The sequence below is a fragment of the Saccharopolyspora antibiotica genome (assembly GCF_047200635.1).
GTDB lineage: Bacteria > Actinomycetota > Actinomycetes > Mycobacteriales > Pseudonocardiaceae > Saccharopolyspora_C.
This window is the reverse complement of sequence record NZ_JBJZOI010000030.1, coordinates 13,092-39,817: the sequence shown is the minus strand read 5'-3', so window position 1 is coordinate 39,817 and position 26,726 is coordinate 13,092. Positions and strand designations below refer to the sequence as shown.

The 26,726-nt window shown below is 74.1% G+C and carries 25 protein-coding genes and 1 pseudogene; 8 read left to right on the top strand and 18 right to left on the bottom strand.

Annotated features, from left to right (window positions below; translation table 11 throughout):
- Positions 1-24: 24 nt before the first annotated feature.
- On the bottom strand, positions 25-1,830 hold the full coding sequence (gene ggt, locus ACL03H_RS21625) for a gamma-glutamyltransferase (protein WP_412813123.1): 1,806 nt from the start codon (positions 1,828-1,830) through the stop codon (positions 25-27).
- A 148-nt stretch (positions 1,831-1,978) separates the two neighbouring features.
- Entirely contained in the window at positions 1,979-3,499 is a 1,521-nt protein-coding gene (locus ACL03H_RS21620; protein WP_412813145.1) for a putative glycoside hydrolase, read from the bottom strand.
- 259 nt (positions 3,500-3,758) lie between these two features.
- Here ACL03H_RS21620 and ACL03H_RS21615 point away from each other — a divergent pair, with 259 nt between their 5' ends.
- Positions 3,759-4,799, top strand: a complete 1,041-nt coding sequence (locus ACL03H_RS21615) for a polysaccharide deacetylase family protein (protein WP_412813122.1) — start codon at positions 3,759-3,761, stop codon at positions 4,797-4,799.
- A 117-nt stretch (positions 4,800-4,916) separates the two neighbouring features.
- Here ACL03H_RS21615 and ACL03H_RS21610 read toward each other — a convergent pair whose 3' ends face one another.
- Positions 4,917-6,938, bottom strand: a complete 2,022-nt coding sequence (locus tag ACL03H_RS21610) for a primosomal protein N' (protein WP_412813121.1) — start codon at positions 6,936-6,938, stop codon at positions 4,917-4,919.
- A 94-nt stretch (positions 6,939-7,032) separates the two neighbouring features.
- On the opposite strand from ACL03H_RS21610, the gene ACL03H_RS21605 reads away from it, so the two are divergent.
- A complete protein-coding gene (locus ACL03H_RS21605; RefSeq protein WP_412813120.1) occupies positions 7,033-7,494 on the top strand; it encodes a tRNA (cytidine(34)-2'-O)-methyltransferase in 462 nt (153 codons plus the stop codon).
- 55 nt (positions 7,495-7,549) lie between these two features.
- Here ACL03H_RS21605 and hisG read toward each other — a convergent pair whose 3' ends face one another.
- Positions 7,550-8,410 (bottom strand): ATP phosphoribosyltransferase, encoded by an 861-nt coding sequence (hisG, locus tag ACL03H_RS21600; protein WP_412813119.1) that lies wholly within the window; start codon positions 8,408-8,410, stop codon positions 7,550-7,552.
- Between the two features lie 298 nt (positions 8,411-8,708).
- Here hisG and ACL03H_RS21595 point away from each other — a divergent pair, with 298 nt between their 5' ends.
- The gene (locus tag ACL03H_RS21595; RefSeq protein ID WP_412813118.1) at positions 8,709-9,140 is read left to right on the top strand and encodes an NUDIX hydrolase; all 432 of its coding nucleotides are present in this window, start codon (positions 8,709-8,711) and stop codon (positions 9,138-9,140) included.
- Here the strand turns inward: ACL03H_RS21595 and metK are convergent, their stop codons facing one another.
- The 9 genes from metK to ACL03H_RS21550 all read right to left on the bottom strand — a co-directional run bounded on the left by metK (position 9,141) and on the right by ACL03H_RS21550 (position 18,057).
- Positions 9,141-10,328, bottom strand: a complete 1,188-nt coding sequence (gene metK, locus ACL03H_RS21590) for a methionine adenosyltransferase (protein ID WP_412813144.1) — start codon at positions 10,326-10,328, stop codon at positions 9,141-9,143. It abuts the gene before it with no gap.
- Positions 10,329-10,372: 44 nt separating this feature from the next.
- On the bottom strand, positions 10,373-11,623 hold the full coding sequence (gene coaBC, locus ACL03H_RS21585) for a bifunctional phosphopantothenoylcysteine decarboxylase/phosphopantothenate--cysteine ligase CoaBC (protein ID WP_412813117.1): 1,251 nt from the start codon (positions 11,621-11,623) through the stop codon (positions 10,373-10,375).
- Positions 11,624-11,630: 7 nt separating this feature from the next.
- Positions 11,631-11,924: a DNA-directed RNA polymerase subunit omega gene (gene rpoZ / locus ACL03H_RS21580; protein ID WP_412813116.1), complete on the bottom strand. Its 294-nt coding sequence runs from the start codon at positions 11,922-11,924 to the stop codon at positions 11,631-11,633.
- 106 nt (positions 11,925-12,030) lie between these two features.
- Entirely contained in the window at positions 12,031-12,633 is a 603-nt protein-coding gene (gene gmk / locus ACL03H_RS21575; protein ID WP_412813115.1) for a guanylate kinase, read from the bottom strand.
- Entirely contained in the window at positions 12,630-12,947 is a 318-nt protein-coding gene (mihF, locus tag ACL03H_RS21570; protein ID WP_184484996.1) for an integration host factor, actinobacterial type, read from the bottom strand. Before mihF ends, gmk begins: the two co-directional genes overlap by 4 nt.
- A gap of 628 nt (positions 12,948-13,575) precedes the next feature.
- Entirely contained in the window at positions 13,576-14,295 is a 720-nt protein-coding gene (locus tag ACL03H_RS21565; RefSeq protein WP_412813114.1) for a hypothetical protein, read from the bottom strand.
- Complete coding sequence (locus ACL03H_RS21560; protein WP_412813113.1) at positions 14,292-15,371, bottom strand: serine/threonine-protein kinase; 1,080 nt, start codon at positions 15,369-15,371, stop codon at positions 14,292-14,294. Before ACL03H_RS21560 ends, ACL03H_RS21565 begins: the two co-directional genes overlap by 4 nt.
- A gap of 151 nt (positions 15,372-15,522) precedes the next feature.
- Positions 15,523-16,956, bottom strand: coding sequence for an amino acid permease (locus ACL03H_RS21555; RefSeq protein WP_412813112.1), 1,434 nt, complete (start codon positions 16,954-16,956; stop codon positions 15,523-15,525).
- A gap of 609 nt (positions 16,957-17,565) precedes the next feature.
- Positions 17,566-18,057, bottom strand: coding sequence for a hypothetical protein (locus tag ACL03H_RS21550; protein ID WP_412813111.1), 492 nt, complete (start codon positions 18,055-18,057; stop codon positions 17,566-17,568).
- 337 nt (positions 18,058-18,394) lie between these two features.
- Between ACL03H_RS21550 and ACL03H_RS21545 the strand changes: the two genes are divergently transcribed.
- Positions 18,395-19,324, top strand: a complete 930-nt coding sequence (locus tag ACL03H_RS21545) for a DUF6346 domain-containing protein (RefSeq protein ID WP_412813110.1) — start codon at positions 18,395-18,397, stop codon at positions 19,322-19,324.
- Positions 19,325-19,364: 40 nt separating this feature from the next.
- Here the strand turns inward: ACL03H_RS21545 and ACL03H_RS21540 are convergent, their stop codons facing one another.
- The 4 genes from ACL03H_RS21540 to ACL03H_RS21525 all read right to left on the bottom strand — a co-directional run bounded on the left by ACL03H_RS21540 (position 19,365) and on the right by ACL03H_RS21525 (position 23,801).
- Entirely contained in the window at positions 19,365-19,781 is a 417-nt protein-coding gene (locus ACL03H_RS21540) for a spore-associated protein A (protein ID WP_412813109.1), read from the bottom strand.
- Between the two features lie 24 nt (positions 19,782-19,805).
- Positions 19,806-20,216: a spore-associated protein A gene (locus ACL03H_RS21535; RefSeq protein ID WP_412813108.1), complete on the bottom strand. Its 411-nt coding sequence runs from the start codon at positions 20,214-20,216 to the stop codon at positions 19,806-19,808.
- 14 nt (positions 20,217-20,230) lie between these two features.
- Positions 20,231-20,647 (bottom strand): spore-associated protein A, encoded by a 417-nt coding sequence (locus ACL03H_RS21530; protein WP_412813107.1) that lies wholly within the window; start codon positions 20,645-20,647, stop codon positions 20,231-20,233.
- A 148-nt stretch (positions 20,648-20,795) separates the two neighbouring features.
- Positions 20,796-23,801, bottom strand: a complete 3,006-nt coding sequence (locus ACL03H_RS21525) for an AfsR/SARP family transcriptional regulator (protein ID WP_412813106.1) — start codon at positions 23,799-23,801, stop codon at positions 20,796-20,798.
- Between the two features lie 365 nt (positions 23,802-24,166).
- Here ACL03H_RS21525 and ACL03H_RS21520 point away from each other — a divergent pair, with 365 nt between their 5' ends.
- From ACL03H_RS21520 to ACL03H_RS21505, 4 genes and pseudogenes are all read left to right on the top strand, one after another.
- Complete coding sequence (locus tag ACL03H_RS21520; protein WP_412813105.1) at positions 24,167-24,442, top strand: hypothetical protein; 276 nt, start codon at positions 24,167-24,169, stop codon at positions 24,440-24,442.
- A 19-nt stretch (positions 24,443-24,461) separates the two neighbouring features.
- A pseudogene (locus ACL03H_RS21515) lies at positions 24,462-24,719 on the top strand (WXG100 family type VII secretion target); the annotation flags it as partial.
- An 18-nt stretch (positions 24,720-24,737) separates the two neighbouring features.
- Complete coding sequence (locus ACL03H_RS21510) at positions 24,738-26,168, top strand: alpha/beta hydrolase (protein ID WP_412813143.1); 1,431 nt, start codon at positions 24,738-24,740, stop codon at positions 26,166-26,168.
- A complete protein-coding gene (locus ACL03H_RS21505; RefSeq protein ID WP_412813104.1) occupies positions 26,168-26,512 on the top strand; it encodes a hypothetical protein in 345 nt (114 codons plus the stop codon). Before ACL03H_RS21510 ends, ACL03H_RS21505 begins: the two co-directional genes overlap by 1 nt.
- Before the next feature lie 2 nt (positions 26,513-26,514).
- On the opposite strand, the gene ACL03H_RS21500 is transcribed toward ACL03H_RS21505, so the two are convergent.
- Positions 26,515-26,718 carry a DUF397 domain-containing protein gene (locus ACL03H_RS21500; protein ID WP_412813103.1) on the bottom strand — a complete coding sequence of 68 codons (204 nt, stop codon included), beginning with the start codon at positions 26,716-26,718 and terminating at the stop codon, positions 26,515-26,517.
- Between the last annotated feature and the right edge of the window lie 8 nt (positions 26,719-26,726).

The window sequence follows — 26,726 nt, the reverse complement described above, 5'->3', positions numbered from 1 at the left end:
CGCGGCCGGGCCCGCTCCCGCCGGTCAGGGCACCGGGAACACGACCTCCGCCGCGCCCCCGCCGCGCCGTTCGCGCTCGGCCGCCGCGAGCCAGCGGCCGTCCGGCAACCGCTCGACCCCGGTGGCCGCGCCGATCTCCGCGCTCTCGGTGAACTCGTGCCCGAGCGCGCGCAGCCGCCCGGCCTCGGGACGGGCCAGGAAGCCCGGCTCGGCCTCGGTGCTCGGCGCGTTGCGCTGCGAAGCGCGCGGCTCGGCGATGGCGTCGACCAGCGGCAGGCCGCGGTCGAGCCTGCCGGTGAGCACCTGGAGCACGGTGGTGATGATCGTGGCGCCGCCGGGGCTGCCCGCCGCGAGCACGGGTGCGCCGTCCCGCAGCACGATCACCGGGCTGATCGAGCTGCGCGGCCGCTTGCCCGGACCGGGCAGGTTCGGGTCCGGTTCGCCGGGCGTGGTCGGCCGGAACGAGAAGTCGGTGAGCTCGTTGTTGAGCAGGAATCCGCGGCCGGGAACGGTGATCCCGCTGCCGCCGGTCTGCTCGATGGTGAGCGTGTAGGACACCACGTCGCCGCTGGCGTCGGCGACGGTGAGGTGGGTGGTGTTCGGCCCCTCCTGGGGGACGCGGCCGGGCGCGGGAGCGGCGGGGGCGCAGGGCTTCGGGTGGCGCGGGTCGGCGGCGGCGACCGGGGTCGGCAGCACCGAACCGGGGTCGATCAGGCAGGCGCGGGAGTCGGCGAACTCCTGTCCGGTGAGCTCGTCGACGGGCACGTCGGTGGTGGCCGGGTCGCCGACCCAGCGGTCGCGGTCCGCGAAGCCGATCTTGCTGGCCTCCAGGAAGCGGTGCAGGTACTGCTCCTGGCCGAGCCGCGCCAGGTCGCTGCGCTCCAGGACGTTGAGCGCCTCGCCGACCGTGGTCCCGCCCGACGAGGAGGGCGCCATGCCGTAGACGTCGTGACCCCGGTACTCGGTGCGGGTCGGTTCGCGGCGCTCGACCCGGTAGTCCCGCAGGTCCTCGGCGGTCATCCCGCCGGGCCGGACCGCGCGCCCGGCGGCCGGGTCGACCGGCGGGGTCCGCACGGCGTCGACCACGTCCGCGCCGATCTCGCCCCGGTACAGCGGGTCGAGCCCCTTCTCGCCGAGGGTGCGGTAGGTCTCGGCGAGGTCCGGGTTGCGGAAGGTGCTGCCGGTGGCGGGCGGGGCTCCACCGGGCAGGAAGAGATCGCGGGTGGCGGGGAAGGCGCTGAAGCGCTCCTGGTTGGCGGCGGTCTGCTCGCGGAACGTGTCGTCGACGACGAAACCCTCCCTCGCCAGCCGTTCCGCCGGGCGCAGCACCTCCCGGAGGTCCTGGTCGCCCCATTCCTCCAGCGCGCGCTGCCAGGTGGCGGGGGTGCCGGGGACGCCGACGCCGAGGCCGCTGGTGATCGCCTCCGCGCTCGGGATCGGCTCGCCGCCCTCCAGGAACATCTCCGGGTGGGCGGAGGCCGGGGCGGTCTCGCGGCCGTCCAGGGTGCTGACCTCCCCGGTCTCGGCGTCGTAGTGCACGAAGTAGCCCCCGCCGCCGATCCCGGCGGAGTAGGGCTCGGTGACGCCGAGCGCGGCCGCGACGGCGACCGCGGCGTCGGCGGCGGTACCGCCCCGGCGCAGCACCTCGACGCCGGCGCGGGTGGCGTCCGGGTCGACGCTGGAGACCGCGCCGCCGTAACCGATCGCCTCCGCGCTCTTGGGCGTCGGCTGCGGCGCCACCACCACCGGTCCCGCGTGGGCCACCGGCGCGGCGACCGCGCAGCAGGCGATCATCGCGAGGCCGATCCGGGCAGGTCGTGCTCGCACCATGTCTTCGCCCTCCGATCTCCGGGTCCCGCCACTGTGCCGACCCCGCGCCCTCCCGACAACACGGTCGGGGCAACGGGCCGGCGAACCGCCCGCCCCGCGGGACGGGGCGGGCGGGGGTGCGTCGAGCGGCCGGGCCGCTCACCGCCGGTCAGGGCTTCGGCGCCAGGGCCTCGCCGTGGTAGCGGCAGTTCGGCGCCCACATCAGGAACGAGGGCATCCCGCCGTCGCGGGCCGCGTCGATCTGCGCCGCCACCTCGGCCGGCCCGTAGCTGGCGCCGAGGCTGAAGTCCTGCAGCCACGGGATGATCTGCACGTCGGTTCCCTCGACCGCCTTGGCGAACTCGCCGAGCGAACGCCGCACGATGTCGTAGGGCTGGGTGTTGGGGTCGTCCACCCCGAACTCGCCCGGCCCCCAGTGCGAGGGGTAGACCATCGGCGCGATGTAGTCCACGTACTTCGCCATCCGCGGGATGTCCTGGGCGATCTGGGTGGGCCGGTCCACGGCGATGCCGAAGACGGAGGCGCCCAGCAGCGCGCCCTCGGAGCGGACGGCGGTCTGGGTGTCGCGGAGGAACTCCGCGATGCCCTGCTCCGGCGTCGTGCTCAGGCCGGCGAAGCGCATGTTCTCGATGTCGCCGTCCGGCCGGCGCACGTAGTCGTAGAGGATGTCGTCGAAGCCCAGCGACGCGGCCTCGGCGGCGATGTCGATGTTGTACTGGCGGACCGCGGGATCGGCGAAGTTGGTGAAGGCGTAGTCGCCGTAGCCGCTGCTCCAGGGCTGCCCGGCGGCGGTCTGCACCACCCGTTCCGGGCGCCCCTCGCGCCAGGACGCCTCGCCGAGCACCGGGTCCTTGAACGCGACGAGCCTGCCGACGACCCGCACGCCCATGCCGTGCAGCTGGTCGAGCGCTTCGCGGGCGTCGTAGTAGTTCTTCACCGCGCCGATCCGGTTCGCCTCGGGCACCGCCGAGTCGTAGGGGATCTCGCCGCTCTCGTCCTTGATGTCGAGTTCGACGGTGTCGATGCGGCCCTGCCGGGCCATGTCCAGCACCGGTTCGCGCAGGGTGTCGCTGGTCCAGGCGAGTCCGGTCATGTGCACGGCCCGCATCCCGGGGTGCTTGATGTGCACGGTCATGACGCGTTCCACCCGGTTGCCCGCCTGGTCGCTGGCCACGACCGGCACCTCGCGCTCGGGGCGCTCGACGACGGCCGAGAAGGCGCCGTCGGGGCCGGGGCGGACGGGCGCGCCCGCGACCGTGACCTCGTCGGCACCGGTGGCCCGCCCCGTCACGGTGACGGGTGCACCGAGCTTCTCCGGGCGCAGCGAGTCCTCGACGTCCAGCTCCGGCGGCGCGCTGTCCACGGTGAACTCGTGCGTGGTGCTGGCGGAGCCGAGCCAGGACATCGCTCGCGGCGTGATGATCTCGAGCTCGTGCGGGCCGTCGGGCAGGGGCGGAGCGTGCACGGCGAGCGCGCCGGACTGCTCCGCCGTGGGGACGGGCCGTCCGTCGAGCAGCACCCGGGTGGCCCCGGCGGCTTCGGAGCGGATCCGCACGGATCCGTCGGTCAGCGCTTCGGCGCGCAGCGGGTGCGACGGGAGCCCGTCCACCTGAACGTCCTGTGTGGACGTGCCGCGCAGCAGCAGGAATCCCGCGATCAGCAGCACGATCGCGGCGGCGGCCGCGATGCCCCAGCGCGGAATTCCGCCCGCGAATCCGCTGCCGCGGCTGGTTTCGGTGGTCTCCGTGGGCCCATCGGGCGCAGGATCGGTCACGGCTTTCGCCTCCCCGACGTCGGCGAATCCGGACAACGATGCACGTTACGTTGCCGGTTGAACGTTCGCGCCACCCTTCCAGGTAATAACGCGGAGATCAACAAGTCACTTGGAGTATCTACATCGGGCATTAACTGCACTAACGTGCGAACCGATGTTGAGCGCGATCGAGCGCGCCTGCGTCGTGACTGCGGCGGCTCTGCTCGCCCTGTCCGGTGCCGCGTGCAGCAGCCAGGAACCCGCCCCCGAAGCGCCCGACGCGGCCGCGACTCCGCCCGCGCCACCGCCGCCGCCGGCTCCGCCACCGCCACCGGCTCCGGAATCGGTGCGGGCCAACGAACTCGGCCGGATCCCGGTGCTCATGTACCACCGGATCACCACCGAGCCCAGCAGCGTCTACGACCGCACCCCGCAGGACTTCCGCGCCGAGCTGGAACGGCTGCACTCGGAGGGCTACGCGCCCATCACCGCCAGCGAGTACGCGGACGGCCGCATCGACGTCCCGGCGGGCAAGCACCCCGTCGTGCTCACCTTCGACGACGGCTCAGCCGGGCAGTTCGCGCTCGACCCCGGGGGACGGCCCGCGCCGGGCACCGCGGTGCGCATCCTGCTCGACACCGCGGCCGCGCACCCCGATTTCCGGGCCACCGCCACGTTCTTCGTGTTCGATCCGCCCTTCGAGGACCCCGGCGGCGAGATCACGCTGCCCTGGCTGCACGAGCACGGGTTCGAGATCGGCAACCACACCCTCGACCACCCGAACCTCGGCAAGGTCGACTCGGCGGAGGCCCAGCGCTCGATCGCCGGGATGCAGCGGCTCATCAACGAGGCGCTGCCCGAGGTGCCGGTCCGCTCGCTCGCGCTGCCGCTGGGCGTGCACCCCGACGACGAGGCGCTGGCCTCGGACGGCTCCGCGGACGGCGTCACCTACCACCACGACAGCGTGTTCCTGGTCGGCTCCAACCCGGCGCGCTCGCCGTTCGACGCGGACTTCGACCGCGCGAACATCCCCCGGATCCGCTCGCAGGGCGCCACCGGCGAGGAGGCCGAGTACGGCTCGACGCACTGGCTCGACGAACTCGCCGCCGACCCGGACTCCCGCTACACCTCCGACGGCGACCCGAACCGCGTCTCCGCCCCGCGCTCGGCCTCCGGCACCCCGGCCCCCGGCCTCCCCGCCCTCTACCGCTACTGATCCGCGGGAGGTCCCGGCCGCGCCGGGAGGAAGCCCCGGGCCGGGACCCCGGCGGCGGCCCGGCCGGGTGCCGGGCCGCCGCCGGCGACCTCACCCGCGATCGGACGGGGACCTCCGTCAGAGGAGTTCGAGGGGATCGACCCGGACCTTGATCCGCTCCGCCGGGCGCCGGGAGGCGCGGACCGCCTGCGCCGCGTGCAGGGCCGCCGCGAGCTCGCGGCCCTCGGGCCGGGCGACGCGGACCAGGGCGCGTTCCTGATCGGAGCCGCCGTCCTCGTCGACCTCGCCCAGCGGCACCGGGCCCAGGACCTCGCCGGTGCCGGGCAGCTCCAGGCAGTCCAGCAGGTCGTTCACCGCGTCCGGTGAGCCGTCCACCGCCGCCACCCGCATCGCGGGCGGGAAGCCCAGCTCGGCGCGCCCGGCCAGCTCCAGCCCCGCGTGCCAGGCCGGGTCCCAGCGCACCAGGGCCTGCACCGGCTGCAACGCCGACTCCGCCATCACCACGACCCGGCCACCGTCCCGCGCGGGCCGCACCAGCGCCGCCGCAGCCAGCCACAACCGCAGCGCCTCCTCGGTCGCGCGCAGCTCGGGCCGGGAGAGCAGCGTCCTCCCGTCCAGCAGCAACGCCGCGCCGTAGCCGCCCTCGGCGATCGGCTCCGCCCCCGGCGTGCACACGACCAGCGCCGGACCCGCCGGAACGCTCGCCAGCACCTCCCCGCCGCCCGAGGTGCGCACGGCGACTCCGCTGAACGCCCTGCCGAGCTCCTCGGCGGTCCGCCCGGCCCCGATCGCGATCGCCCGCAACCGCCGCGACCCGCAGGACCCGCACCGGAACGCGGCCTCGGCCGCCCCGCACCAGCGGCAGGCCGCCGGTTTCGGTTGCCCGCCCTCGGTTCCGCCCGGCAGCCCCAGCGGCCCCGCGCACCGGCGGCACCGCGCCTGCTCGCGGCAGTCCCCGCAGGCCAGCGCGGGCACGTAGCCCCGCCGCGGGACCTGCACCAGCACCGGGGCGCCCGCGCGCAGCGCCGCCCGCGCCGCGTCGAAGGCCACCGACGGCAGCCGCGCCGCCCGCGCGGCCGGATCCCGGGCCAGCTGGGTGTCGTCGGCACCGATCGCCACCACGTGCGGAGCGGCCGCCCGCACCTCGTCGCGCGACGCCACCACCTCCTGCGCCCACCCGGTCTCCGCCAGCAGCGCCGCCTCGGCGGTGCGGGCGAACCCGGCCACCACGACCGCCGCCCCGGCCGCGTGCGCGCGATGGGTCAGCACGTCCCGCGCGTGCGGGTAGGGCATCGTCGGATAGCTGTGCATGGTGTCGCCGTCGTCCCACACCACGGCCAGGCCGAGGTCCAGCACCGGGGCGAACATCGCCGCCCGGGTGCCCACCACCACGCGCACCGCGCCGCGCAGCACCGCCAGCCACCGCTGGTAGCGCGCCTCCGGCCCGAGCTCCGAGGTGAGCGCGACGACCCCGGACTCCCCGAGCAGCCGCGCGCAGGCCTCGCGCAACCGGGCCACGTCGCGATGATCGGGCACCACCAGCAGCGCGCCCCGGCCCGCGGCGGCGGCAGTCGCGGCGGCCTCCGCGAGCCGCTGCGCCCACTCCTCCCCCGGCAGCGCCTGCCAGACCGCGCGCGCCGGCCTGCCCGCGTGCACCGCCTCCAGCAGCGCCGGACCGCGCTGGTAGCGGGACCAGGCTTCCGCCGGGGGCCGCTGCGGGGCGGGGGCGGGCTCGGTGGCCCGCTTCTCCGCGCGGGCGTGCCGGGCCGGCACCGCCAGCCGCACGACGTCGGCGAGCATCCCGCCGTAGCGGGCGGCGACCGCGCGGCACAGCTCCAGCAGCCGCGGCGGCAGCACCACCTCGGAGGAGATCACCCGGTCCACCCACTGCAGGGTCCCGGTGAAATCCGATTCCGCCTTGCGCTCCAGCAGGTAGCCGTCGACCAGCTTCCCCCGGAACCGCACCCGCACCCGGCAACCGGCGACGGCGGCGGCGTGCAGGCGGTCCGGGATCAGGTAGTCGAAGGCCCGGTCCAGATGCGCGGGCAGCGAGACCTCCACCAGCACGGAGGCGACGGGGAGTTCGGGCGCGGCCGTGCGCTCCGCCTTCCCCGCGCCCGTGCTGCCGCTGCCCGCCATGCCCACTTCTCTACCAGAGCGCCGCCGCGGCACCGCGGACCCGGTCCCGGCGCGGGTCACTACGATGCGGCGGTCAGCTGTGAAAGGACCCCGCGTGTTCGACGTCGTCTTCTACCACCCCGAGATCCCCGGCAACACGGGCAACGCGATCCGGATGGCCGCCGGTTCCGGGTGCGCGCTGCACCTGGTGCGCCCGCTCGGGTTCGACGTCTCGGACGCGCGGCTGCGCCGGGCGGGCCTGGACTACCGGGACCGCGCGGTGCTGCGGGTGCACGACGACTGGGACGCGCTGCTGGCCGAGCTCGACCCGCCGCGCGTGCACGCCTTCACCACCTCCGCGACGACCTCCCTGGAGCAGGTGCGCTACCGGCCGGGCGACGTGCTGCTGTTCGGGCCGGAGTCGGTGGGACTGCCCGCCGACGTGCTCGCCTCCGAGCGGATCACCGACCAGGTCCGGATCCCGATGCTGCCGGGGATCCGCTCGATGAACCTCGCGAACTCGGCGGCAGTCGCCGTCTACGAGGCCTGGCGCCAGCAGGACTACGCGATGCCCTGACCGCCGACCCCCACCGCGCGGCCGCGCCCCGGCCGGCTCGGGGCCGGGCGGCGGATCACAACCGGCAGGCCTCCAGCGGGGTCACCAGGATCGCGCGGGCGCCCGCCGCCCAGAGCCGGTCCATGATCACCTGGGCCTGGTGGCGCAGCACCATCACCCGCACCGCGACCCAGCCCCGCTCGTCCAGCGGGGAGACCGTCGGCGACTCCATGCCGGGCGTGATCGCGCGGGCGGCGTCGAGCGCGGAGGTCGGGCAGTTGTAGTCCATCATCACGTACTGCCGGGCGATGAGGACCCCGCGCAACCGCTGGATCAGCACCTCCACGGCTTGCTCGCTGTCCTCCGGGAGGTCGCGGGTGCCCCGCACCAGCACCGCCTCGGAGCGCAGGATCGGTTCACCGATCGTGCGCAGCCCGGCCTCGTGCAACGAGGCACCGGTCTCGACGACGTCCGCGATCGCGTCCGCCAACCCGAGCTCCACGGCGGTCTCCACGGCTCCGTCGAGCTCGATGACGTCCACCTCGATGCCGAGGTCGGCGGCCGCCGCCGACACCAGCGGCGCGAAGGAGGTCGCGACCCGCCTGCCGTCGAGCTCGCGCAGCTCGCCGATGCCGCCGGCCGGGGCGGCGAAGTAGAACCGGGACACCCCGAAGTCCAGCGGCAGCAGCTCCCGGGTGCTCACGTCGGTCCCCGCCGCCTGCAGCAGGTCCTGGCCGGTGATGCCCACGTCGAGCACGCCGCTGCCGACGGTGCGCGCGATGTCGGTGGGGCGCAGGAAGACGAACTGGACGTCGTTGGCGGTGTCGGTGGCGAACAGCGCCTTGTGCTCGCGGTGCACGCGGTAGCCGGCGTCGGACAGGAGCTGGATGGCAGGACCGCTCAGCGATCCCTTGTTGGGCACGGCGACCCGAAGCATGGTCATTCCTCTGGCGATGTCGGTGGGAGGGGACTGCCCCGGCTCAGGCGGGGCGGCGGGGCGTTCCGCCCGCTGCACGCTGCGGGCGGAACCCGCTATGGCGCTGACCACCGCACATCGACCGCACCCTCCTCCGCCGGGCAGGTGATCCCCGCCCGGAGTTCCGTCCGCGCGCAACCCTTCGTACGAACGAAATGGTGTCACACCAGGTAGCCGCGCGGTCCGCGACATGTCCGCGCTCACTCCCGCGATGGCCGCGCGCGTAAGCTGCGGGCCCCACTCCGACGGGAGGAACCCGATGCCCGACCGCCACCTCGTCGATGCTCACGTGCTGCTGCTGCGCGGGTCGCGGGTGCTGCTGAGCAGGCGGCGCGGCGGTGCCTTCGACGGCGGCTGGCACCTGCCCTCCGGGAAGGTGGACGCGGGCGAGGACGTCGTCTCCGCCGCCGTGCGAGAGGCTTGGGAGGAGGTCGGGGTGCGCATCGATCCGGCGGACCTGGCGCACGTGCACTCGGTGCACATCACCGGGCCGGGCCAGGAGCCGAGGTTCGGGTTCTTCTTCCGCACCGCCCGCTGGTCGGGCGAGCCGGAGAACCGGGAGCCGGAGAAGTGCCACGAGCTCGGCTGGTTCGACCTGGACGCGCTGCCCCGGCCGATGATCGAGTACGCGGAGCTCGGCGTGCGGGCCCTGGGCAGCGGGATCCGGTTCTCCACGCACGGCTGGACGTGATCAGAGCGCGGCGCGCAGCGCGGCGGCCCGGTCCGGGTGCTCCCAGGGCAGGTCGAGATCGGTCCGTCCGAAGTGGCCGTACGCGGCGGTCGGGGTGTAGCGCGGGCGCAGCAGGTCCAGATCGCGGATGATCGCGGCGGGCCGCAGGTCGAACACCGCGCCGATGGCGTCCCGGATCCGGTGCGGTGCGGCGGTCTCGGTGCCGAAGGTCTCCACGAACAGCCCGATCGGCGCGGCGGTTCCGATGGCGTAGGCGACCTGCACCTCGATCCGGCGGGCGAGCCCCGCCGCGAGCGCGTTCACCGCCACCCAGCGCAGCGCGTACGCCGCCGATCTGTCCACCTTGGACGGATCTTTGCCGGAGAAGGCCCCGCCGCCGTGCCGGGCCATCCCGCCGTAGGTGTCCACCATGATCTTGCGGCCGGTGAGCCCGGCATCCGCCGCCGGGCCGCCGAGCACGAACCGCCCCGTCGGGTTCACCAGCACCCGCGCGCCCGAGCGGTCCAGCGCCACGCCCACCGATTCCAGCCGGGCCAGCTCCGGAGCGAGGACGAGCTCGCGCACCTCGGCGTCCAGCTGGGTCTCCTCCACCGCCGGGGAGTGCTGGGCGGAGAGCACCACGGTGCCCAGCGCCACCGGCCGGTCGCCCTCGTAGGCGATGGTCACCTGGGTCTTGCCGTCCGGGCGCAGGTGCGGCAGCAACCCGCCGCGGCGCACCTCCGCGAGCCGCCGGGCCAGCCGGTGCGCCAGCGCGATCGGCAGCGGCATCCGCTCCGGGGTCTCGTCGCAGGCGTAGCCGAACATCATTCCCTGGTCCCCGGCGCCCTGCCGGGCGACCTCGTCGTCGACACCGCGCAGCCGGGCCTCGTAGCCCCGGGCCACGCCGCGCGCGATGTCCGGGGACTGCGCGTCGATGGCGACGTTCACGCCGCAGGAGTGCCCGTCGAAGCCGACGGCGGAGGAGTCGTACCCGATCCGCAGCACCTGCTCGCGCACCACGCCGGGGATGTCCACGTACGCCTCGGAGGTGACCTCGCCGACGACGTGCACCTGGCCGGTGGTGACCAACGCCTCGACCGCGGCGCGGGAGGCGGGGTCCTGCGCCAGCAGCGCGTCCAGCACCGCGTCGCTGATGGCGTCGCAGATCTTGTCCGGGTGCCCCTCGGTCACCGACTCGCTGGTGAACAACCGCCGCACGATCCACCCCCTGCGCTGGATGTGAGCGGCCCGGCTCAGCCCTCGTCGAGCCGCCGGGTCACAGCATCCCACAACCGGGCCGAGAGCAGGGACTTCGCGCCGTGCGGCAGCGGGGTCTCGGTGCCGTCGGTGGACAGCAACCAGCCCGCGTTGTCCTCCACCTCGAAGGCCTTCCCGTCACCGACGGTGTTCACCACGAGCAGGTCGCAGCCCTTGCGGCCGAGCTTGCGGCGGCCGTGCTCCAGCACCGTGGTGCCGGGATCCCCGGTCTCGGCGGCGAATCCGACGATCAGGCCGACGTCCAGGCGGCCGTCGCGGCGCCGCTCGACGAGCTCGGCGAGGACGTCGGGGTTGCGGGTGAGCTTCACCGGGGCGGGATCGGCGTCCGCCTTCTTGATCTTGTGCTCGGCGAGGTCCACCGGCCGGAAGTCGGCCACGGCCGCGGCCATCACCACCGCGTCGGCGCCCGCGGACTCGGCGAGCACGGACTCCCGCAGCTGCTCGGCCGTACCCACGTGCACCACCCGGACCCCGGCGGGTTCCACCAGGTCAGCGGTGTGCGCGGAGACGAGCACGACCTCCGCGCCGCGGTGCGCGGCGACCCGAGCCAGCGCGTAGCCCTGCCGCCCGGAGGACCGGTTCCCCAGGTAGCGCACCGGGTCCAGCGGCTCGCGGGTGCCGCCCGCGGAGATCACCACGCGACGCCCGTCCAGGTCGCGGGGCAGTGCGGACGCCTCCGCCAGCAGCAGCCGGGCCAGGTCCACGATCTCCACCGGGTCCGGCAACCGGCCCTTGCCGGTGTCCTTGCCGGTGAGCCTGCCGCTGGCGGGTTCGGCGACGACCACGCCCCGGGAGCGCAGCGTCGCGACGTTCTGCCGGGTCGCGGGGTGCTCCCACATCTCGGTGTGCATCGCGGGCACCACCAGCACCGGGCAGCGCGCGGTGAGCAGCGTCGAGGTCAGCAGGTCGTCGGCCTGGCCGTGCGCGGCGCGCGCCAGCAGGTCGGCGGTGGCCGGGGCGACCACGACGAGCTCGGCCTCCTGGCCGAGCCGCACGTGCCGCACCTGGTCGACGTCGGTGAACACCCCGGCGCGAACCGGGTGCCCGGACAACGCCTCGAAGGTCGCGGCGCCGACGAAGTTCAGCGCCGCCTCGGTGGGCACCACCCGCACGTCGTGGCCGGATTCGGTCAGGCGCCGCAGCACCTCGCAGGCCTTGTAGGCCGCGATGCCACCGCTGACGCCCAGCACGACCCGCGGGCGGCCCACGTCAGGTTGCCGTGTCACGGAAGGCTCACTCGCCTTCGGTGTGCTCCAGGACGCCGGCGTGGATCTCGCGCAGCGCGATCGAGAGCGGCTTCTCGCGCGGGCCGGGCTCCACCAGCGGGCCGACGTACTCCAGCAGGCCCTCGCCGAGCTGGGCGTAGTAGTCGTTGATCTGGCGGGCCCGCTTCGCCGAGTAGATCGCCAGCGCGTACTTCGAGCTGACCTGCTCCAGCAGGTCGTCGATCGGCGGGTTGGTGATGCCCTCGGGCGAGGTCAGCGAGGACCGGGTGTTGAGGGCGGCGAGCGCGTTCGGGGTGGTCACGTGGTGGCTCCTGTGCTGTGGACGGGGACCTCGGCGGGCGCCGGAGCGCGGACGGCGGCGGCTCGGCCGTCGACCGGACGCCGGTCCGGCGTCCGAGCACGTGGGCTCAGACCCGGCGACCGGTCACCAATCGTATCAATTCGCTGGTCGCGGACCGCACATCGGCGTTGACCACGGTCTCGTCGAACTCCGGTTCGGCCGCCAGCTCCTCCCGCGCGGTCGCGAGCCGGGCCTCGACCACCTCGGGGTCCTCGGTCCCCCGGCCGGTGAGACGCTGCACGAGTTCCTCCCAGGAGGGGGGCAGCAGCATCACGAGCCGGGCCTCGGGCATCGACCGGCGAACCTGCCGGGCTCCCTGCAGCTCGATCTCCAGCACGGCATCGCGGCCCGCCGCCAGCGCGGCCTCCACGGGAGCCCGCGGGGTGCCGTAGCAGTTGCCCGCGTACCGCGCGTGCTCGAGGAGTTCGCCCGCGGCGGCCATCCGCTCGAACTCGCGCGCGCTGACGAAGTGGTAGTGCGCGCCGTCGACCTCACCGGCCCGGGGCCTGCGGGTGGTCACCGACACGCTGAAGTAGATCTCCGGTGCCCGCTGGCGGAGTTCGGCCAGCACGCTCGACTTGCCGACCCCGGAAGGCCCGGAAACGACGGTGAGCCGGGGCCCGTCCTCGCGGACCGACCCCGGCTCGACACCGGTACGGGTGTCGATCACTCGGCGGCGAACTCGGTGAGCAGCGCCTTGCGCTGACGCTCACCCAGCCCGCGGAGCCGGCGGCTGTTCGCGATCTCCAGCCGCTCCATGATCTGCTGAGCGCGGACCTTGCCCACGCCGGGAAGGGCCTCAAGCAGCGCGGACACCTTCATCTTGCCCAAGACCTCGTCGTTGTCGGCGGTGTCCAGGACCTCTGCCAGGCTGGTTCCACCGCGCTTGAGGCGCTCTTTGAGCTCGGCTCGGGCGCGACGGGCGGCAGCCGCCTTTTCCAAAGCTGCTGCCCGCTGCTCCTCGGTCAGCTGGGGAAGGGCCACCATGTCCTCCGTGATGTGGGGTTTCTCTTGATCGGTGCGGCGACGGTACCGAGTCCCGCCCACCGGGTTCCACGCGGGTCCGGCTTGCTGGGCGGGCGGTCCGGGGGAAGATCCCGCCACCTGACCCCTCGGGCGGCGCGTGCAAGGGGTGCACGAGCACGGGGCCGCTGCAACTCTTACCAACAATGGCGCTGAAGTGCACTAACCTCGCAGAAAACTCTTCCGATCTGTCCGATTTCCGGGCGGTTGAGCCACGCCGGGGTCGTCCTCGCAGGTCACACCGAGCCTGATACCACGAGGACGGGAAGTCGATCAAGACTCGGATCCGGCTTTCAGCCGATCTTTCCGATCGCCCGGCCCCAGCGTCCCGAACGCCCGGCCGGACCGGCGCCCGGTGCGCGCGGCGGAGCCCCGCGCGCACCGGTTCACCCGGAGATGAAATGATCTTGATCGTAGCGCGCTCTCCGCAGGTCACCGGGATGATCCGCGCTCCCCCTCGACATCCCCTCGCTGAAGGACGCACCGATGAACCGCTGCGACGGCGTTCCGCGCGCCCTCCCCGCTCCCGGCCAGCCCGCCACGACCGGCGGCGGTGGCGCGCGGCGGAGATCGGCGAGCGCCTGAGGGCTCAGCCGTCCTGGTCCTGGCCGCTGTCGCCACCGCCGCCCTGCCCGTCTCCGGCGCTGCCCTGCCCGTCTCCGGCGGCGCCTTCTCCGTTGCCGGTGTTCCCCTGGTCGGCCCCGGTCTTCCCCTGGCCGTTGCCGGAGTTCCCCTGGTCGGCCCCGGTCTTCCCCTCGCCGTTGCCGGAGTTCCCCTGGTCGTTGCCGGAGTTCCCCGGGCCGCTCCCGGTGTTCCCCTCGCCGTTGCCCGTGTTCCCCTGGTCGGCGCCGTTCCCCTTGCCGCTGGTGCCGTCGTCGTGCGGGGTGGGCCCGGGGGGATTCGGCTCCCCTCGCGGCGGCTGCGGGACCGGACGCGGCGGCGGGACCGGGCCGCCGGTCCCCGGCGCCGGAGGTGCGGGCGATCCCGGGACCGTGACGACCACCGGAGCGGGAGGCGGGGGCTCGGGGAACGTCGCGACGTCCTCCGCGATCCGGTCGGCCGCCTCCAGCAGGCTGTGCGCGTGCGCCGGGTCGAGATCACCCGCGGCGTGCGCGGCGGCGATCCGCCGGGTGAGGGCCGCGAGCGCGCGCTCGGCGGCGGCCCGGTCGTGACGTTGCGCGGTGCTCCGGACCTCGCTGGCGGCGGCCATGATCTCCGCGCGCGCCCCAGGTTCCACCAGGGGCCCCGGCGGGCCGCCGCAGGAGACGAGCAGCACCAGTGCGGGCACCGTCCACAGAGCACGCCTCATCCACGCACCAGCCCATCGAGATTCGCGAGGTCGGAAGGCAGCCGGCCGATGCCGGGCGGCCCGGATTCCGGCGGCAGCACCGGACGATCCGGGGCGCCCCGGCCGGGGACGAGCAGCAGGACCGCGACGACCAGCAGGAGCAGCAGACCGAGACCGACGCCGAGCAGCGGCGCGCGGCGGCGGGGGCGCGGCTCCGCGACCGCGTGGTACTCCTGAGTTCCGCCGGATCCGGCGGACTCCTGCCGCGACGGCTCGGACTCCGGAGCTTCCGGGGCGAGCTCGGCGGCGAACGACCGCGCGCAGCGTGCGGCGGCGGGCCGCTCGTCCGGCTCGTAGGCGGTCATGGTGCGCAGCACCTCGCCCAGCGGTTGCGGCAGCGACTCCGGGACGCGCGGGCCGCGGGTCAGCCGGGCGACGGCCGCCTCGGCCTGCGAACCGTCGTACTCGGCACGCCCGGTCAGGCACTCCAGCAGCACCAGGCCCAGGGAGTAGACGTCGGCGGCGTAGCCGATCTCGTCGTCGCGCACCTGCTCCGGAGCCATGTAGTGCGCCGAGCCCATGATGATCCCGGAGTCGGTCATCCGGCCCACGGCGTCCGCGAGCCGGGAGATGCCGAAGTCGGCGAGGAAGACCCGCCCGTCCTCGGTGATCAGCACGTTGGAGGGCTTGACGTCGCGGTGCACGATCCCGTTGCCGTGCACGTAGGCCAGCACCTCGGACAGCCGCCGCCCCAGCTCCGCGACCCGCTCCGGTTCGAGCGGGCCGTCGGCCAGCACGGAGGTCAGGGTCCGGCCCTCGACGAGCTGCATCACCAGGTACGGCTCGCCCTCGCCGGATTCGGCGCCCGCGTCGTGCACGGCCACCAGCCCGGGGTGGCTGAGCCCGGCCAGCAGCCGCGCCTCGTCCTCGAAGCGGCGCCGGGAGGTCTCGTCGGCGTCGGAGCGGAAGACCTTCACCGCGACAGGACGCCCCAGCCGGGTGTCCAGCGCCCGGTAGACGACGGACATGCCGCCGTGTCCCAGGCGCCTGCCCAGCCGGTACCGCCCGCCCAGCAGTGGCGGAGCCGCGTCGCTCATCCGTCCCTCCGCGCGGTTCGTCCCCGAACCGCCCCCAGCCTCGATCGACGCCGACCATAACCGACGTGGATCACGCACGGGACGCGGAACGAGCACGGGGGGCCGTCCCGGGCGCACCGGGACGGCCCCCCGCTCGGGCGCGGTGCCGGGACTAGTCGCGCTCCATCGCCGACATGTCGATGCGGCCTCGGACGCAGAACCAGCCGATGACCAGCGCGATCAGGATCAGCGGCAGCGCCATCAGGGTGATCCGGCCGATCTCGTCGAAGGCCATCAGCACGACCACCGAGGCCAGGAAGGCCAGTGTGACGAGCTCGATGTACGGCGAGAACGGCAGCCGGTAGCTCGGGCGCGTCACCTCGCCGCGCGCGGCCGCCCGCACGAACAGCAGGTGGCTGAGCACGATGATGGCCCAGGTGGCGAGGATGCCGATGGAGGCGAAGTTCAGCACGATCTCGAAGGCGTCGTCCGGGACGACCGCGTTGAGGCCGACGCCGACGACGCAGACCGCGGCGGTGAGCAGGATGCCGCCGTAGGGAACCTGGCTCTTGTTCATCAGCCCGGTGAACTTCGGCGCCGAACCGGCCGCCGACATCGAGCGCAGGATGCGGCCAGTGGAGTACAGCCCGGAGTTGAGGCTGGACATCGCGGCGGTCAGCACGACCAGGTTCATGATGTCGCCCGCGCCCGGGACGCCGAGGTTGGACAGCACCGTGACGAACGGGCTCTCGCCGTCCTTGTAGGACGTCCACGGCATCAGCATGGACAGCAGGACCACCGAACCGACGTAGAAGATCCCGATCCGCCACATGATCGAGTTGATCGCCTTGGGCATGATCTTCTCGGGGTTCTCGGTCTCCCCGGCGGCGACGCCGACCAGCTCGACCGAGGCGTAGGCGAACACGACGCCCTGCATGATGAGCACCAACGGCACGATGCCGCCCGGGAGGATGCCGCCGTTGTCGGAGATGACCGCCGGTCCCGCCTCCTGCCCCGCGATCGGGTGCCCGGTCACCACGAGGTAGATGCCGACGAGCATGAACGCCACCAGCGCGCCGACCTTGATGATGGCGAACCAGAACTCCATCTCGCCGAACAGCCGGACGGAGACCATGTTCAGCGCGAGCACGACGGCGAGCGCGATCAGCGCCAGCACCCACTGCGGGATCGGGCTGAACATCGCCCAGAAGTGCGCGTAGAGGGCGATCGCGGTGATGTCGGCGATGCCGGTGGTCGACCAGTTCAGGAAGTGCATCCAGCCCGCGGTGTAGGCGCCCTTCTCGCCCATGAACTCCCGGGCGTAGGACACGAACGCGCCGGAGGAGGGGCGGTAGAGGATGAGCTCGCCGAGGGCGCGCACCACGAAGAACGCGAACAGGCCGCACACCGCGTAGGCGATGAACAGGGCGGGGCCGGCCTGCGCGAGCCTGCCGCCCGCGCCGAGGAAGAGACCGGTTCCGATCGCGCCGCCGATGGCGATCATGTTGATGTGCCGGGCCTTCAGCGATTTGCTGTACCCGGCGTCTCCGGCGTCCGCGGGCGGCTGCCCGCTCGGTTCACCGGCCTGGAGGGTTTGTTCGCTCACTGTGTCCGGAACTTCCGTTCTGCTCGTCCGCGCGGGTGGCCGCGTGGTTGCTCGCGACGCCTCGAGATCGTCGTGGATCCGCACCCCGGTCGCGCGTCGAGACGCGCGGAGCGGATGACGGGAGGGGTCTTTCGGACGCAAGGGATCCGGGCGACCACGTTCCAGCGGCCCGCACGACCCGTTCCGATGCTTGGGACGGAATGGTGGAGCGCGCGCGTTGAATTGTCAAGATCGACACCGAAAAATCCGAATCGAGCAGTATTTCGGGAAATAAATGTAATGAACATCGCACTTCGCGCGAGCTTTCCCCGCCCGCCCACCCGGATACCGAATCAGCAGGCCACGAGCCCGAGTGCGGCCCGGTGAGGGGTTTCCCGAAACACTGCGCCCGCCGCGCGGGCATCAAGCGCCACCTCTGGAACCCGGGTGTTCAATCCTCGGGGACGCGAATGTCAGCACCTTCCGCGCGCCCGCGGGACGCAATTCCGGCCGCCCGGCGAAATCAATTCTTCGCTTTCCGGAGCGCTTCCCCGGCCCGCTCGGGCTCCCCGGCCGCTCCTCCGGGCCGCCCCGGCGCCGACCGCTGCGGCCCGGCCTCCCCGAGCTCGGTCACGCCGCCCCGGGAGCCAGCGCCGCGAGCCGGTCGGCCTCCGCGTCGTCGGCGGCCACGAAGTCGATGCCCGAGCCGTCGGCGAGCTCGACCCGCAGCGCGAAGGCGCTGCGCCGCCCGGGCAGCGCGCGGGTGGTCCCGGTGCGGGACCGGATCAACTCGGCCGGGACCTCCACCCGCTCGATCGCCGCGGTCTCCTCCACCCACGCCAGCCGACGCGAGGTGAGCACCCAGGACCCCCGGCGCCCCGCCGTCCGCCACGGATCGACCGCCGCGACCAGCGGGCACTCCGGGGAGGATCCGAACAGCACCGCCGAGGGCCGCTCCGGCGGCTCGGCCGGCAGGGCCGCGCACTCGTCCCGGCCGTCCCAGCGCAAGCCCGCGACGTCGTAGGCGAGGTCGCCGAGCCCGTCCCCCACCACCAGGTGGATCTCCTCGTCCGGCGCGCACCAGTCCCGGCGGAGGGCACCGCCCGCGTTCCTGTCCGTCACCCGTTCCCCCGTTCCGAAGGCCCGGGCGCGCCCGCCCGGCCCGCTGCCCGCGCACCCGCTCCTGCGACGCTCGCGGGACGCTCCCGGTTCCCCGGGTGTCCGCGAACACGTTCGTGCCCGGCACATCCTGGGTGATGTCCGTCCGGTTCAGGGCCCCGAGCGCAGAACTCGCCACGCTGAACCGATTCCTGCCCCGGCCCGGAGACCGCCGGGGCCGGGGCGACGAGTCCCGCGCGGCCCGGGAGGCCCGGTCCGGTTCCCCGGTTCCCGACCGGCCGGGGCGATCGTGCTGCTAGGTTCGCCGCCGCAGAGGAACACGCAGAACAGGACGGAACCGTTGCCCCTTTCCGAGGACACCCCGTCCGGTGCGCGGGCCCGGCAGCAGCCCGCCCCGGAGCACCGCGTCAGCACCGGATGGCGGATCGGCCGGCTCGCCGCGGAGATCGTCGTGCGGCTGCTCGTGCTGCTGGTCTTCCACACCACGATGGGCGCGACCGGGATCACGACCACCGACGGCGTGCCGACCGAGCGGGGGACGGCCCGGGCCACCGACTGCGAGCGCGCGGGGCCGGTGAGCATGTCCGGGCTCGGCTTCTGGTGGACCTGCGAGGCGACGGTCACCTGGGCGGACGGGCGCAGCGAGCAGCGCACCTTCAAGTTCTCCGACCTCACCCCGGACAACCGCACCGCTCCGGCGCCGGTGGAGCGCCGCGAGCTCGACAACCGGGGCAGCAACGTGGTCATCGCCGACGCGGGTTCCTTCGCCCCGCTCGGCTGGGCGTTGTTCGTGCCGCTGCTCGGGCTCGCGTTCGTCGGCGTCCGCCTCCCCATCCCGCCGCGCGGCCCCGATCCGGAGCGCCGCGGGCGGGCCCGGCTGGCGGTGTGGCCGCCCGCGCTGCTGGCCGCCGGGTGGTGGCTGGTCATCGCGGGCGGCCTCGGCCACGGCCGGCTGGCGGTGCTGACCTGGCTGCCGGTGGTGGTGATCGTCGCGGGGCACGCGCTGCTCGCCGTCGGAGCGGGATTCGCGATCAACCGGCGGCGGCACGGCTATCCGGAGTTCGAACCGCCGGTGCGGGTCGGCGGCAGGCTGTTCCGGGCGAATCTGCTGCTGACACTGGGCATCCTCGGCCTGGGCCTCGGCCTGGTGAGCGGTCAGGAACCGCTGGGCATCGCCGCGCTCACCGCGCTCCCGGTCGCCGCCCTCGGCCTCGGCGCCCGCTCCCGCCTGGTGGTCCGCCGGATCCAGGCCGAGCAGCAGGCGCTGTGACCGGCGGGGCGGTGGAGCAGGGCTCCACCGCCCCATCGGCTCAACCGCAGTTGGTGCCGCGTTTGCCGCCTTCGGTGCCGCTGATGCGGCCCATCCAGTCGACGCACCTGCCCGCGGCGGCCAGGTAGATCGGTCCGGCGTAGCTGGTGAACTGGCCGCCGTCGAAGACCGGCCAGTGCGTGCCCACCGGGTTGATCGACAGACCGGCCTCGACGAGCACCGCCGATCCCGAGCTGTTGCGCTTGGCCACCACGCAGTTGCGGCCGTTGCCCGCGTTGTAGGTGAGGAACACCGTGCCCTTGCTGCCGATCGGCGCGCTGTTCACGACGCCGTAGCCGGAGCCGCACTCACCGCCGTAGGTGGCCGCGGCCGCTTCCGGCGCGGCGAAGACCGCCGAGCCCGAAAGCACGAGCCCCACCGCGCCCAGCACCGCGGCCGTCGTCCTCGTTCTCCTCATGGCTTCTCCTCCCAGGGGTGCGCGTCAGCCGCAGTTGGTCCCGTACCGGGCGTCGGTGGCGGTGCCGATGGTGCCGCCCCAGTCGACGCACGCACCGGGTGCCGAGACGTGCACGGGGCCGGCGTAGGCGGTGTAGTTCCCGCTGTCGATGGCCCAGCCCGCGTCCGAGGACTTGCGCAGGAACGCCTCCACCAGCGTCGCCGTGCCGGAGGTGGTGCGGACGGTGACGACGCAGTTCTTGCGGTTGCCCGCGTTGTAGGTGAGGAACACCGATCCCCGGCCGGAGGGGAGGTCGAAGCTGTTCACCACCGAGTAGCCGCTGCCGCACTGCCCGCCGTAGCGGGCCGCCGCGGTCGCGTCGGCGACGGCCGGAGCTGCCGTCACCCCGGCCAGGGCCGTCGCGCCGAGGACCGCCGCGATGATCTTCCTTCGCATGATTCGGATCCCCCTCATCCGCAGTTGGTGTCGACGCCGCCGCTGGACTGGGTGCCGATCCCGCCCAGCCAGGTCACGCAGCGACCGGCGGCGGCGCGGTACACCGGCCCGGCGTAGGTGGTGTAGTAGTCGTCGTCGATCGCGTACCACGCGGCGTCGTCCTCCCGGGCGATCGCGGCGGCCATCCGCACCGCGCTCCCCGGGGAGTTCCGCACGGTCACCACGCAGTTCATGCCCTTGCTCGCGTTGTAGGTGAGGAACACCGTCCCCAGGTTCCCGATGTTCTTCTGGTTGACGACGGCGTAGCCGCTGCCGCAGACGCCGTTGTAGGACGCCGCCTGCGCCGGTGCCGCCCCCAGCAGCACTCCCCCGGTCACCGCGCAGGCCACCAACCCCGCCGCGGCGGTCTTCCGCTTTCCGCTCATGGTCATCGCCTCTCTCCTGAGCTCGTTCCGGCTCGGTGGGACCAGTGGACCAACCCGGGCGCACACGTCCGGCACACGACGAGCACAGGCCCGCCGCCCCACCGAGCTCCGGCGCGCCGGGATGGCGCCGACAGCGGATGGCCGGTCGGCCGGGTCAGGCCGAGAAGTCGGCGGTGTCGATCTCGGCGCGGGTGCGCTCCGCCTCCACGGCGAATCCGGCGGCGGCGAACCAGTTCCGCGCCGCGGCCCCGTGCCGCCGGGCCCGCTCCGCGCGGCCGAGCAGGAGCAGGCAGCAGGCCAGCTCCCGCTGCGCCCTGGCGCGTTCGGCGGGCAGGTCCGGCACGATCGACAGCGCCCGCTCGGCGAAGCGCAGCGCGGCCGCGACGCGCCCCCGAGCGCGATCGATGCGGCTGAGCAACCGGTACGCCCAGGCGGTCCCGGCGTCGTCCGCCCGCTCCTGGAAGGAGCTCAGCGCCTGCCAGACCTCGTAGCCGCCCTCGCCGAGCTCGCCCGCGTCCAGGTGCGCCTCGGCGAGGAACAGCCGCAGGTTGGCCGCCATGTCCACGTCACCGAGCCGCCCGGCCAGCGCCAGGCTCCGCCGGAGCAGCAGCACCGCGTGCGGGGTGTCGCCCCGCTCCCGCTCCACCCGCCCCAGCTCCAGGTACACCGAGAGCTCGGCGGCGTCGTCGGCGAGCGCGCGGGCCGTGGTCATCGCGCCGGTGAGGTGCTCCACGGCCTGCTCGAAGTCGCCGGAGCGGCGGGCGATCGCGGCCAGCGAGCAGCGCGCGGCGAGGGCCCCGCGCACGTTGCCGCTGCCGCCGAACCCCGCTATCGCCCGGTCGTGGCAGTGCCGCGCCTCGGCGGGCCGACCGCGCCACTCCGCCATCCACCCGAGGCCGTGCCAGCAGTACGCCGCGCCCTCCGCGTCGGCGAGGTCGGTGAACAGCCGACGGGCGGCGGTGAACTCGCGCACCGCGCGATCGAGGTCGTCGCGGCGGCAGCACAGCACGCCGCGTTGCTGCCGCAGCACCGCCTCGGCCCGGGTCCGCACCGCGCGCGGTTGGGCGCGGTCCGCGCGGAGCGCGTCGAGCGCCAGGCGGTTGACCTCGGACCAGTCCTCGTAGTCGGCGCGCAGGTCCTGGTAGGCGGCCGAGGCCGCCGCGAGCCGCCAGGCCTGCTCGGCGAGGCCCAGCGCCACCGCCTGCGCCAGGATCGCGCGCAGCGCCGGCCACTCCGCGTCGAACCACCGGAGCGGATCGCACGCCGGGGCGGCGTCGGGCGGCGGCGCGCAGGGAGCCGCGTCCGGGCACAGGTCGGGGTGCGGCAGCCGCCGGTTGTGCTGCTCGGCGAGTCGCACCCACGCGGTGACGAGCCTGCGCAGCGCATCGGGGGCGGTGTCCTCCGGCAGTTCGCGGCCGAAGGCGCGGGTCAGGTCGTGCATCCGGAACCACTGCCGCGCGAGGGCGTCCCGGCCGCCGGCCTCCAGCAGCCGCGCCTCGGCCAGCGCCTCCACGCACTCCTCCGCCTCGGCCGGATCGGCCGCCAGCAGCGGTGCCGCGATCCACGCCGGGAACTCCTCCACGTCCACTTCGGACAGCAACCGGAACGACCGCCGCACCTCGGGGGCCAGTCCCCGGTAGCTCAGCGCGAGGCTGGCCCGCACGTCGAGGTCGCCCGCGCGCAGGTGGGTGAGCCGGGTGCGCTCGTCGGCGAGCCGGTCCGCGAGGGCGCCCAGCGGCCAGTGCGGGCGGGCCTGCAACTTCGCGGCGGCGATCCGCAGCGCCAGCGGCAGTCCCCCGCAGTACGCCACGATCCGCGCGGCGGAGCCCGCCTCCAGCCGGACCCGCTCCGCGCCGAGCCAGCGCTCCAGCACCCGCGTCCCGGCCGCGGCGTCGAGCACGCCCAGCGACACGTGCGCCACCGCGTCCAGCCCGGTCAGCGCCGAGCGGCAGGTGAGCACGACGGCGGAGCCCGGGGTTCCCGGGATCAGCGGCCGGACCTGCGCGGCGCTCAGCGCGCCGTCGAGCAGGACCAGCACTCGCCGGTCGGCGAGCTGGTGCCGGTAGAGCGCGGCCCGTTCGGCGAGGTCCTCCGGGACGGCCGCGCCCCGAACGCCGAGCGAGCGCAGCAGCCGCCCCAGCACGTCCCGGGGTGCGGCGGGAACGCCCCGGCCGTCGTGCAGCACCGCGAACAGCTGGCCGTCCGGGTAGTGCTCCCGGACCAGGTGCGCCGCGCGCACCGCCAGCGTCGTCTTCCCCGTCCCCGCCGCGCCGCTGATCACCCACACCGGGGGTGGTTCGGCCGGCGCGCGGGTCCGGGTCAGCCCGTCGCCGAGCCGCGCGAGCTCGTCGTCCCGCGCGGTGCACGCGGCGGGAGCGGGCGGGAGCTCGCCCGGGACGCGGATCAGCGGTTCCGGGGCGGCGGGCGCGGCGAGGCCCGGATCGGCGGCGAGCACCCGGCGGTGCAGCTCCTGCAGCTCGGCGCCCGGATCGAGGCCGCACTCCCGGGCCAGCAGCCCGCGGACCTCCGCGTAGGCGGCGAGCGCGTCGGTGGTCCTGCCCGCGCGGTGGAGCGCGAGCACCAGCTGCGCCCACAGCCGTTCCCGCAGCGGGTGCTCGTCGACCAGCCCGCGCAGCGCCGGCAGCAGCGCCGCGTGCGCGCCGAGGGCCAGCGCGATCTCGTGGTGGCGCTCCACGACGTGCAGGCGCTCCTCGTCGAGCCGGTCGGCCTCGGCCTGCAACGCGGTGGTGCGGGCCAGGTTCTCCAGGGCCGTCCCGCTCCAGAGCGCGAGCGCCGCCGCGAAGTGCTCCCCGGCCCCCCGCGCGTCCCCTTCCCGCGAGGCGCGCTCGCCCGCTGCCGCGAGTGCCCGGAACCGCAGCACGTCCAGCGCCTCAGGTGCGACGGCGAGCAGGTAACCGCCCGGGCGGGTGAGCACCGGATGCCCGAGCCTGCGCCGCAGCGAGACCACGTGGGTTCGCAGGTTGGCCGCGGCCGAGCGCGGAGGGCGATCCCACACCATCCCGATCAGCACCCCGGTGGGCACCGCTCGCCCCGCGTGCAGCAGCAGCGCGGCGAGCACCGACCGCTGGCGGGGGCTCAGCGGCACGAGCTCGTCGCGCGCGTCCCGGCATTCGACCGGACCCAACAGCCGAAAGCGCACCGTCCCCCATCTCCCGCCGCCGATCTCCGGATTTCCGACATTAGCGACGATCGGGGTGCCCCGGAACGCCCGTCACCGGGATGCAGGAAGCCGCCGCTGCACCGGCCGGAGGATCACCGCGCGTCCGGCGGAACGCGGGTGGTTCGACCGGAGCCGGGCCGTTCCGGACGGGATCGCGATTGATCTTCGCGGCACCCGCGCGATGCGCACCGAACCGACTAACAATTTCCCCAACCGGAGCAATTCCCGCTATCCACCATCGATCTTCGGCTTTCCGGGTGACGAGTATTTTCACCCCTCCCGCGGCGAACCCGCTTCGCTAGAGTTGCTCCCAGCCATCGCGCATTGATCATGGGAGGATTCTCGTGAACATCCGTGTGGAACCGGGGGAAATCGACTCGCTGGCTCGCGAACTCGAACGCTCCCACTACGATCTCGCCGAATTCGAGGCACCCGCCGAGGCGGACGCCGGACCGTCCGGACCCGCGGTGAACGCGACGCTGGCCGGGCTGGTGCGAGCTGCCGCGGGGCTGGCCGAGCAGACGTGGCGCACGACCGGTGACCTGCTCGCGGGAAGGGCGACCTACACCGAGATCGACACCGGCAACGCCGAGCAGATTCACCGCACAGCACCGCGTTGAACAGCACGGGGGACCGCAGATGCCGCTGAACACCTTCATCGCCGGAAATCCCGGCTCAGTTCGAAGAACCGCTGCCGCGATCGCCGGGCTCGCGAAACGGGTGGACGGGACCGCCTCGGATTGGCAGCACGTCCGCGGTCGTTCCGAATCCACTTGGGAGGGTGCCGCGGGCGACGCTTTCCGCGCGAGAGCCGCCGCCACCGGCAGCGGCGCCGATGATCTCGCGGACCTGTGCGACGTCCTTTCCGCGGCGCTGATCTCGTTCGCGGACGATCTCACGACCGCGGAAATCCGCATGGCGCAGGCCGAGCAGGTGGCGGTGGGCGGCGGCCTCGCGATGATGGGGCGCACGCTGATCCTCGAACCGGGCCCGATGCCGCTGGCTCCCGCCGAGCTCGTCCGTCAGAGCACGGCGTTCCGCGAAGCGCGGGAGACCGTCGCGCAGGCTCGGGTGATCGAACGGACCGCGCACGAACGCCTCGCCGCCGCGCTGCGGAGTAATTCGGCCGGGCTGGAGCTCCTGGAGCGGGCCGGCGGCTGGGAACGCGCCGCCGCCAGCGCGACCAGCCCGGCGGCGGCGTCCCTCGCCGCGGCGGCGGCGAGGATGGACGACCGGGCGCTCAGCGCCACCCGGACCATGATCGAGAAAGCCGCGGCCACCGGCCCGGCCGCCGTGCACGGCGTGTGGAGCGCGCTGACCGGCGCGCAGCGGGACGAGTTGGCGGACCGGTTCCCCCGGCTGGTCGGCGGCACCGACGGAGTTCCGGCCGCGGCACGGGATCGGGCCAACCGATCCGTCTTCGCCGCGCAGCGGCGCGCCGTGGTCACCGAGCTCGACGCGGCGCGCACCCGGCTGCGCGAGGACTTCGCCCGGCACGGGCGCAGCGACACCGCGCGGGGCTCGGAGATCAAGGAGCTGGGGGAAGCGCTCCGGGGCATGGACGCGCTCCAGGCCGCGCTCGGTCCCTCGGCCGAGACGACCGGCTACTACCTGCTGGGCCTCGATTCGACGGCCGGGCACCGCGGGCAGGTGATCGTCGCGCACGGGAACCCGGACCTGGCCGAGCACACGATGACCTCGGTTCCCGGCACGTTCAGCGATCTCGGCAACGCGGCGGAGTACGTCGCGCTCAACGACGACGTGCTCCACCGGGCGAACGAGCTCTCCGGCGGGAGGAACGCCGTGATCACCTGGACCGCCTACCAGTCGCCCGACCACCTGGCGGCAGCGGCGTTCGGCGGTTACGCCGCGGACGCGCACGCCGACCTGTCCCGGTTCCAGGAGGGCCTGCGGGTCACCCACGAAGGGCCGCCGTCGCACAACACGCTGGCCGGGCACAGCTACGGGTCGACGGTCACCGGGACGACGGCGGCGCACGGCGGGGCGCACGCGGACGAGCTCGTGTTCCTCGGCAGCCCCGGGGTCGGCGTGGACCACGCCACCGAGCTCGGAGTTCCCGGTGAGCACGTCTGGGCCGCCAAGTCCGACGAGGATCCGATCGACGGGACCCCGTCCCTCAACCCGCTCGACTGGGGGCCCACGGTGTTCGGCGGCACCGATCACGCCCGGTACGGCGTCGACCCCACCGATCCCGCCTTCGGCGGGCGGATCATGCCGAACGCGCCCGGCAGCGGCCACAACGATTACTGGGCCGAGGGGCCCTCCCGTGAGAGCATGGCCCGCATCATGACGGGCACCGTCGGCGGACGAACAGGAGCTCCGTGATGCCGACCGCGAACCCGCCCCAGCGCGGAGTCGGCCTGGTGCCGCTGCGGATCGCCGGAACCGCGATCGGTGGCGTGGTCATGGCGTGCGGCCTGGTCGGCTGGTTCTCGTACCTGGGGGCCACGGGGAGCGGCTTCGATCCGCACGACACCGGCCCCGGTGTCACCGACTCGCAGTTGATCGGCCTGTTCTTCGGGCTGTGGATCGTGCCGTGGCTGATCGGCCTGGCGCTCGTGCTGCTCGCCATCGCCGGGTGGCTCCGCCGCACGACCTGGGTCCTGCTCGGCCTGACGGCACTCATGCTCGTCGCGTCGCTGGTCACCTACCTGGTGGGCGCGTCCTGAGCTCACCCGTCGAAGCGGCCCGCGCTGATGCCGCGGAGGAACGAGTTCCACGACGCGGCGCTGACGACGAGGACGCCGCCGCCGGGATCCTTGGAATCGCGGGCCGCAACGGCGTGCTCGAAGCGGGCGACCTCCACGCACTTCTCCACCGAGCTGCTGTAACTGCTCTTGCGCCACGCGAGCGCCCCGAATTCCTCGTGCTGCACTGAGCTCA

Coding starts and splice junctions, on each gene's coding strand:
- ggt (WP_412813123.1), bottom strand. CDS start 1,830: ATGGTGCGAGCACGACCTGCCCGGATCGGCCTCGCGATGATCGCCTGC.
- ACL03H_RS21615 (WP_412813122.1), top strand. CDS start 3,759: ATGTTGAGCGCGATCGAGCGCGCCTGCGTCGTGACTGCGGCGGCTCTG.
- ACL03H_RS21610 (WP_412813121.1), bottom strand. CDS start 6,938: ATGGCGGGCAGCGGCAGCACGGGCGCGGGGAAGGCGGAGCGCACGGCC.
- hisG (WP_412813119.1), bottom strand. CDS start 8,410: ATGCTTCGGGTCGCCGTGCCCAACAAGGGATCGCTGAGCGGTCCTGCC.
- ACL03H_RS21595 (WP_412813118.1), top strand. CDS start 8,709: ATGCCCGACCGCCACCTCGTCGATGCTCACGTGCTGCTGCTGCGCGGG.
- ACL03H_RS21565 (WP_412813114.1), bottom strand. CDS start 14,295: ATGAGGCGTGCTCTGTGGACGGTGCCCGCACTGGTGCTGCTCGTCTCC.
- ACL03H_RS21560 (WP_412813113.1), bottom strand. CDS start 15,371: ATGAGCGACGCGGCTCCGCCACTGCTGGGCGGGCGGTACCGGCTGGGC.
- ACL03H_RS21540 (WP_412813109.1), bottom strand. CDS start 19,781: ATGAGGAGAACGAGGACGACGGCCGCGGTGCTGGGCGCGGTGGGGCTC.
- ACL03H_RS21535 (WP_412813108.1), bottom strand. CDS start 20,216: ATGCGAAGGAAGATCATCGCGGCGGTCCTCGGCGCGACGGCCCTGGCC.
- ACL03H_RS21530 (WP_412813107.1), bottom strand. CDS start 20,647: ATGACCATGAGCGGAAAGCGGAAGACCGCCGCGGCGGGGTTGGTGGCC.
- ACL03H_RS21510 (WP_412813143.1), top strand. CDS start 24,738: ATGGCGCAGGCCGAGCAGGTGGCGGTGGGCGGCGGCCTCGCGATGATG.
- ACL03H_RS21505 (WP_412813104.1), top strand. CDS start 26,168: ATGCCGACCGCGAACCCGCCCCAGCGCGGAGTCGGCCTGGTGCCGCTG.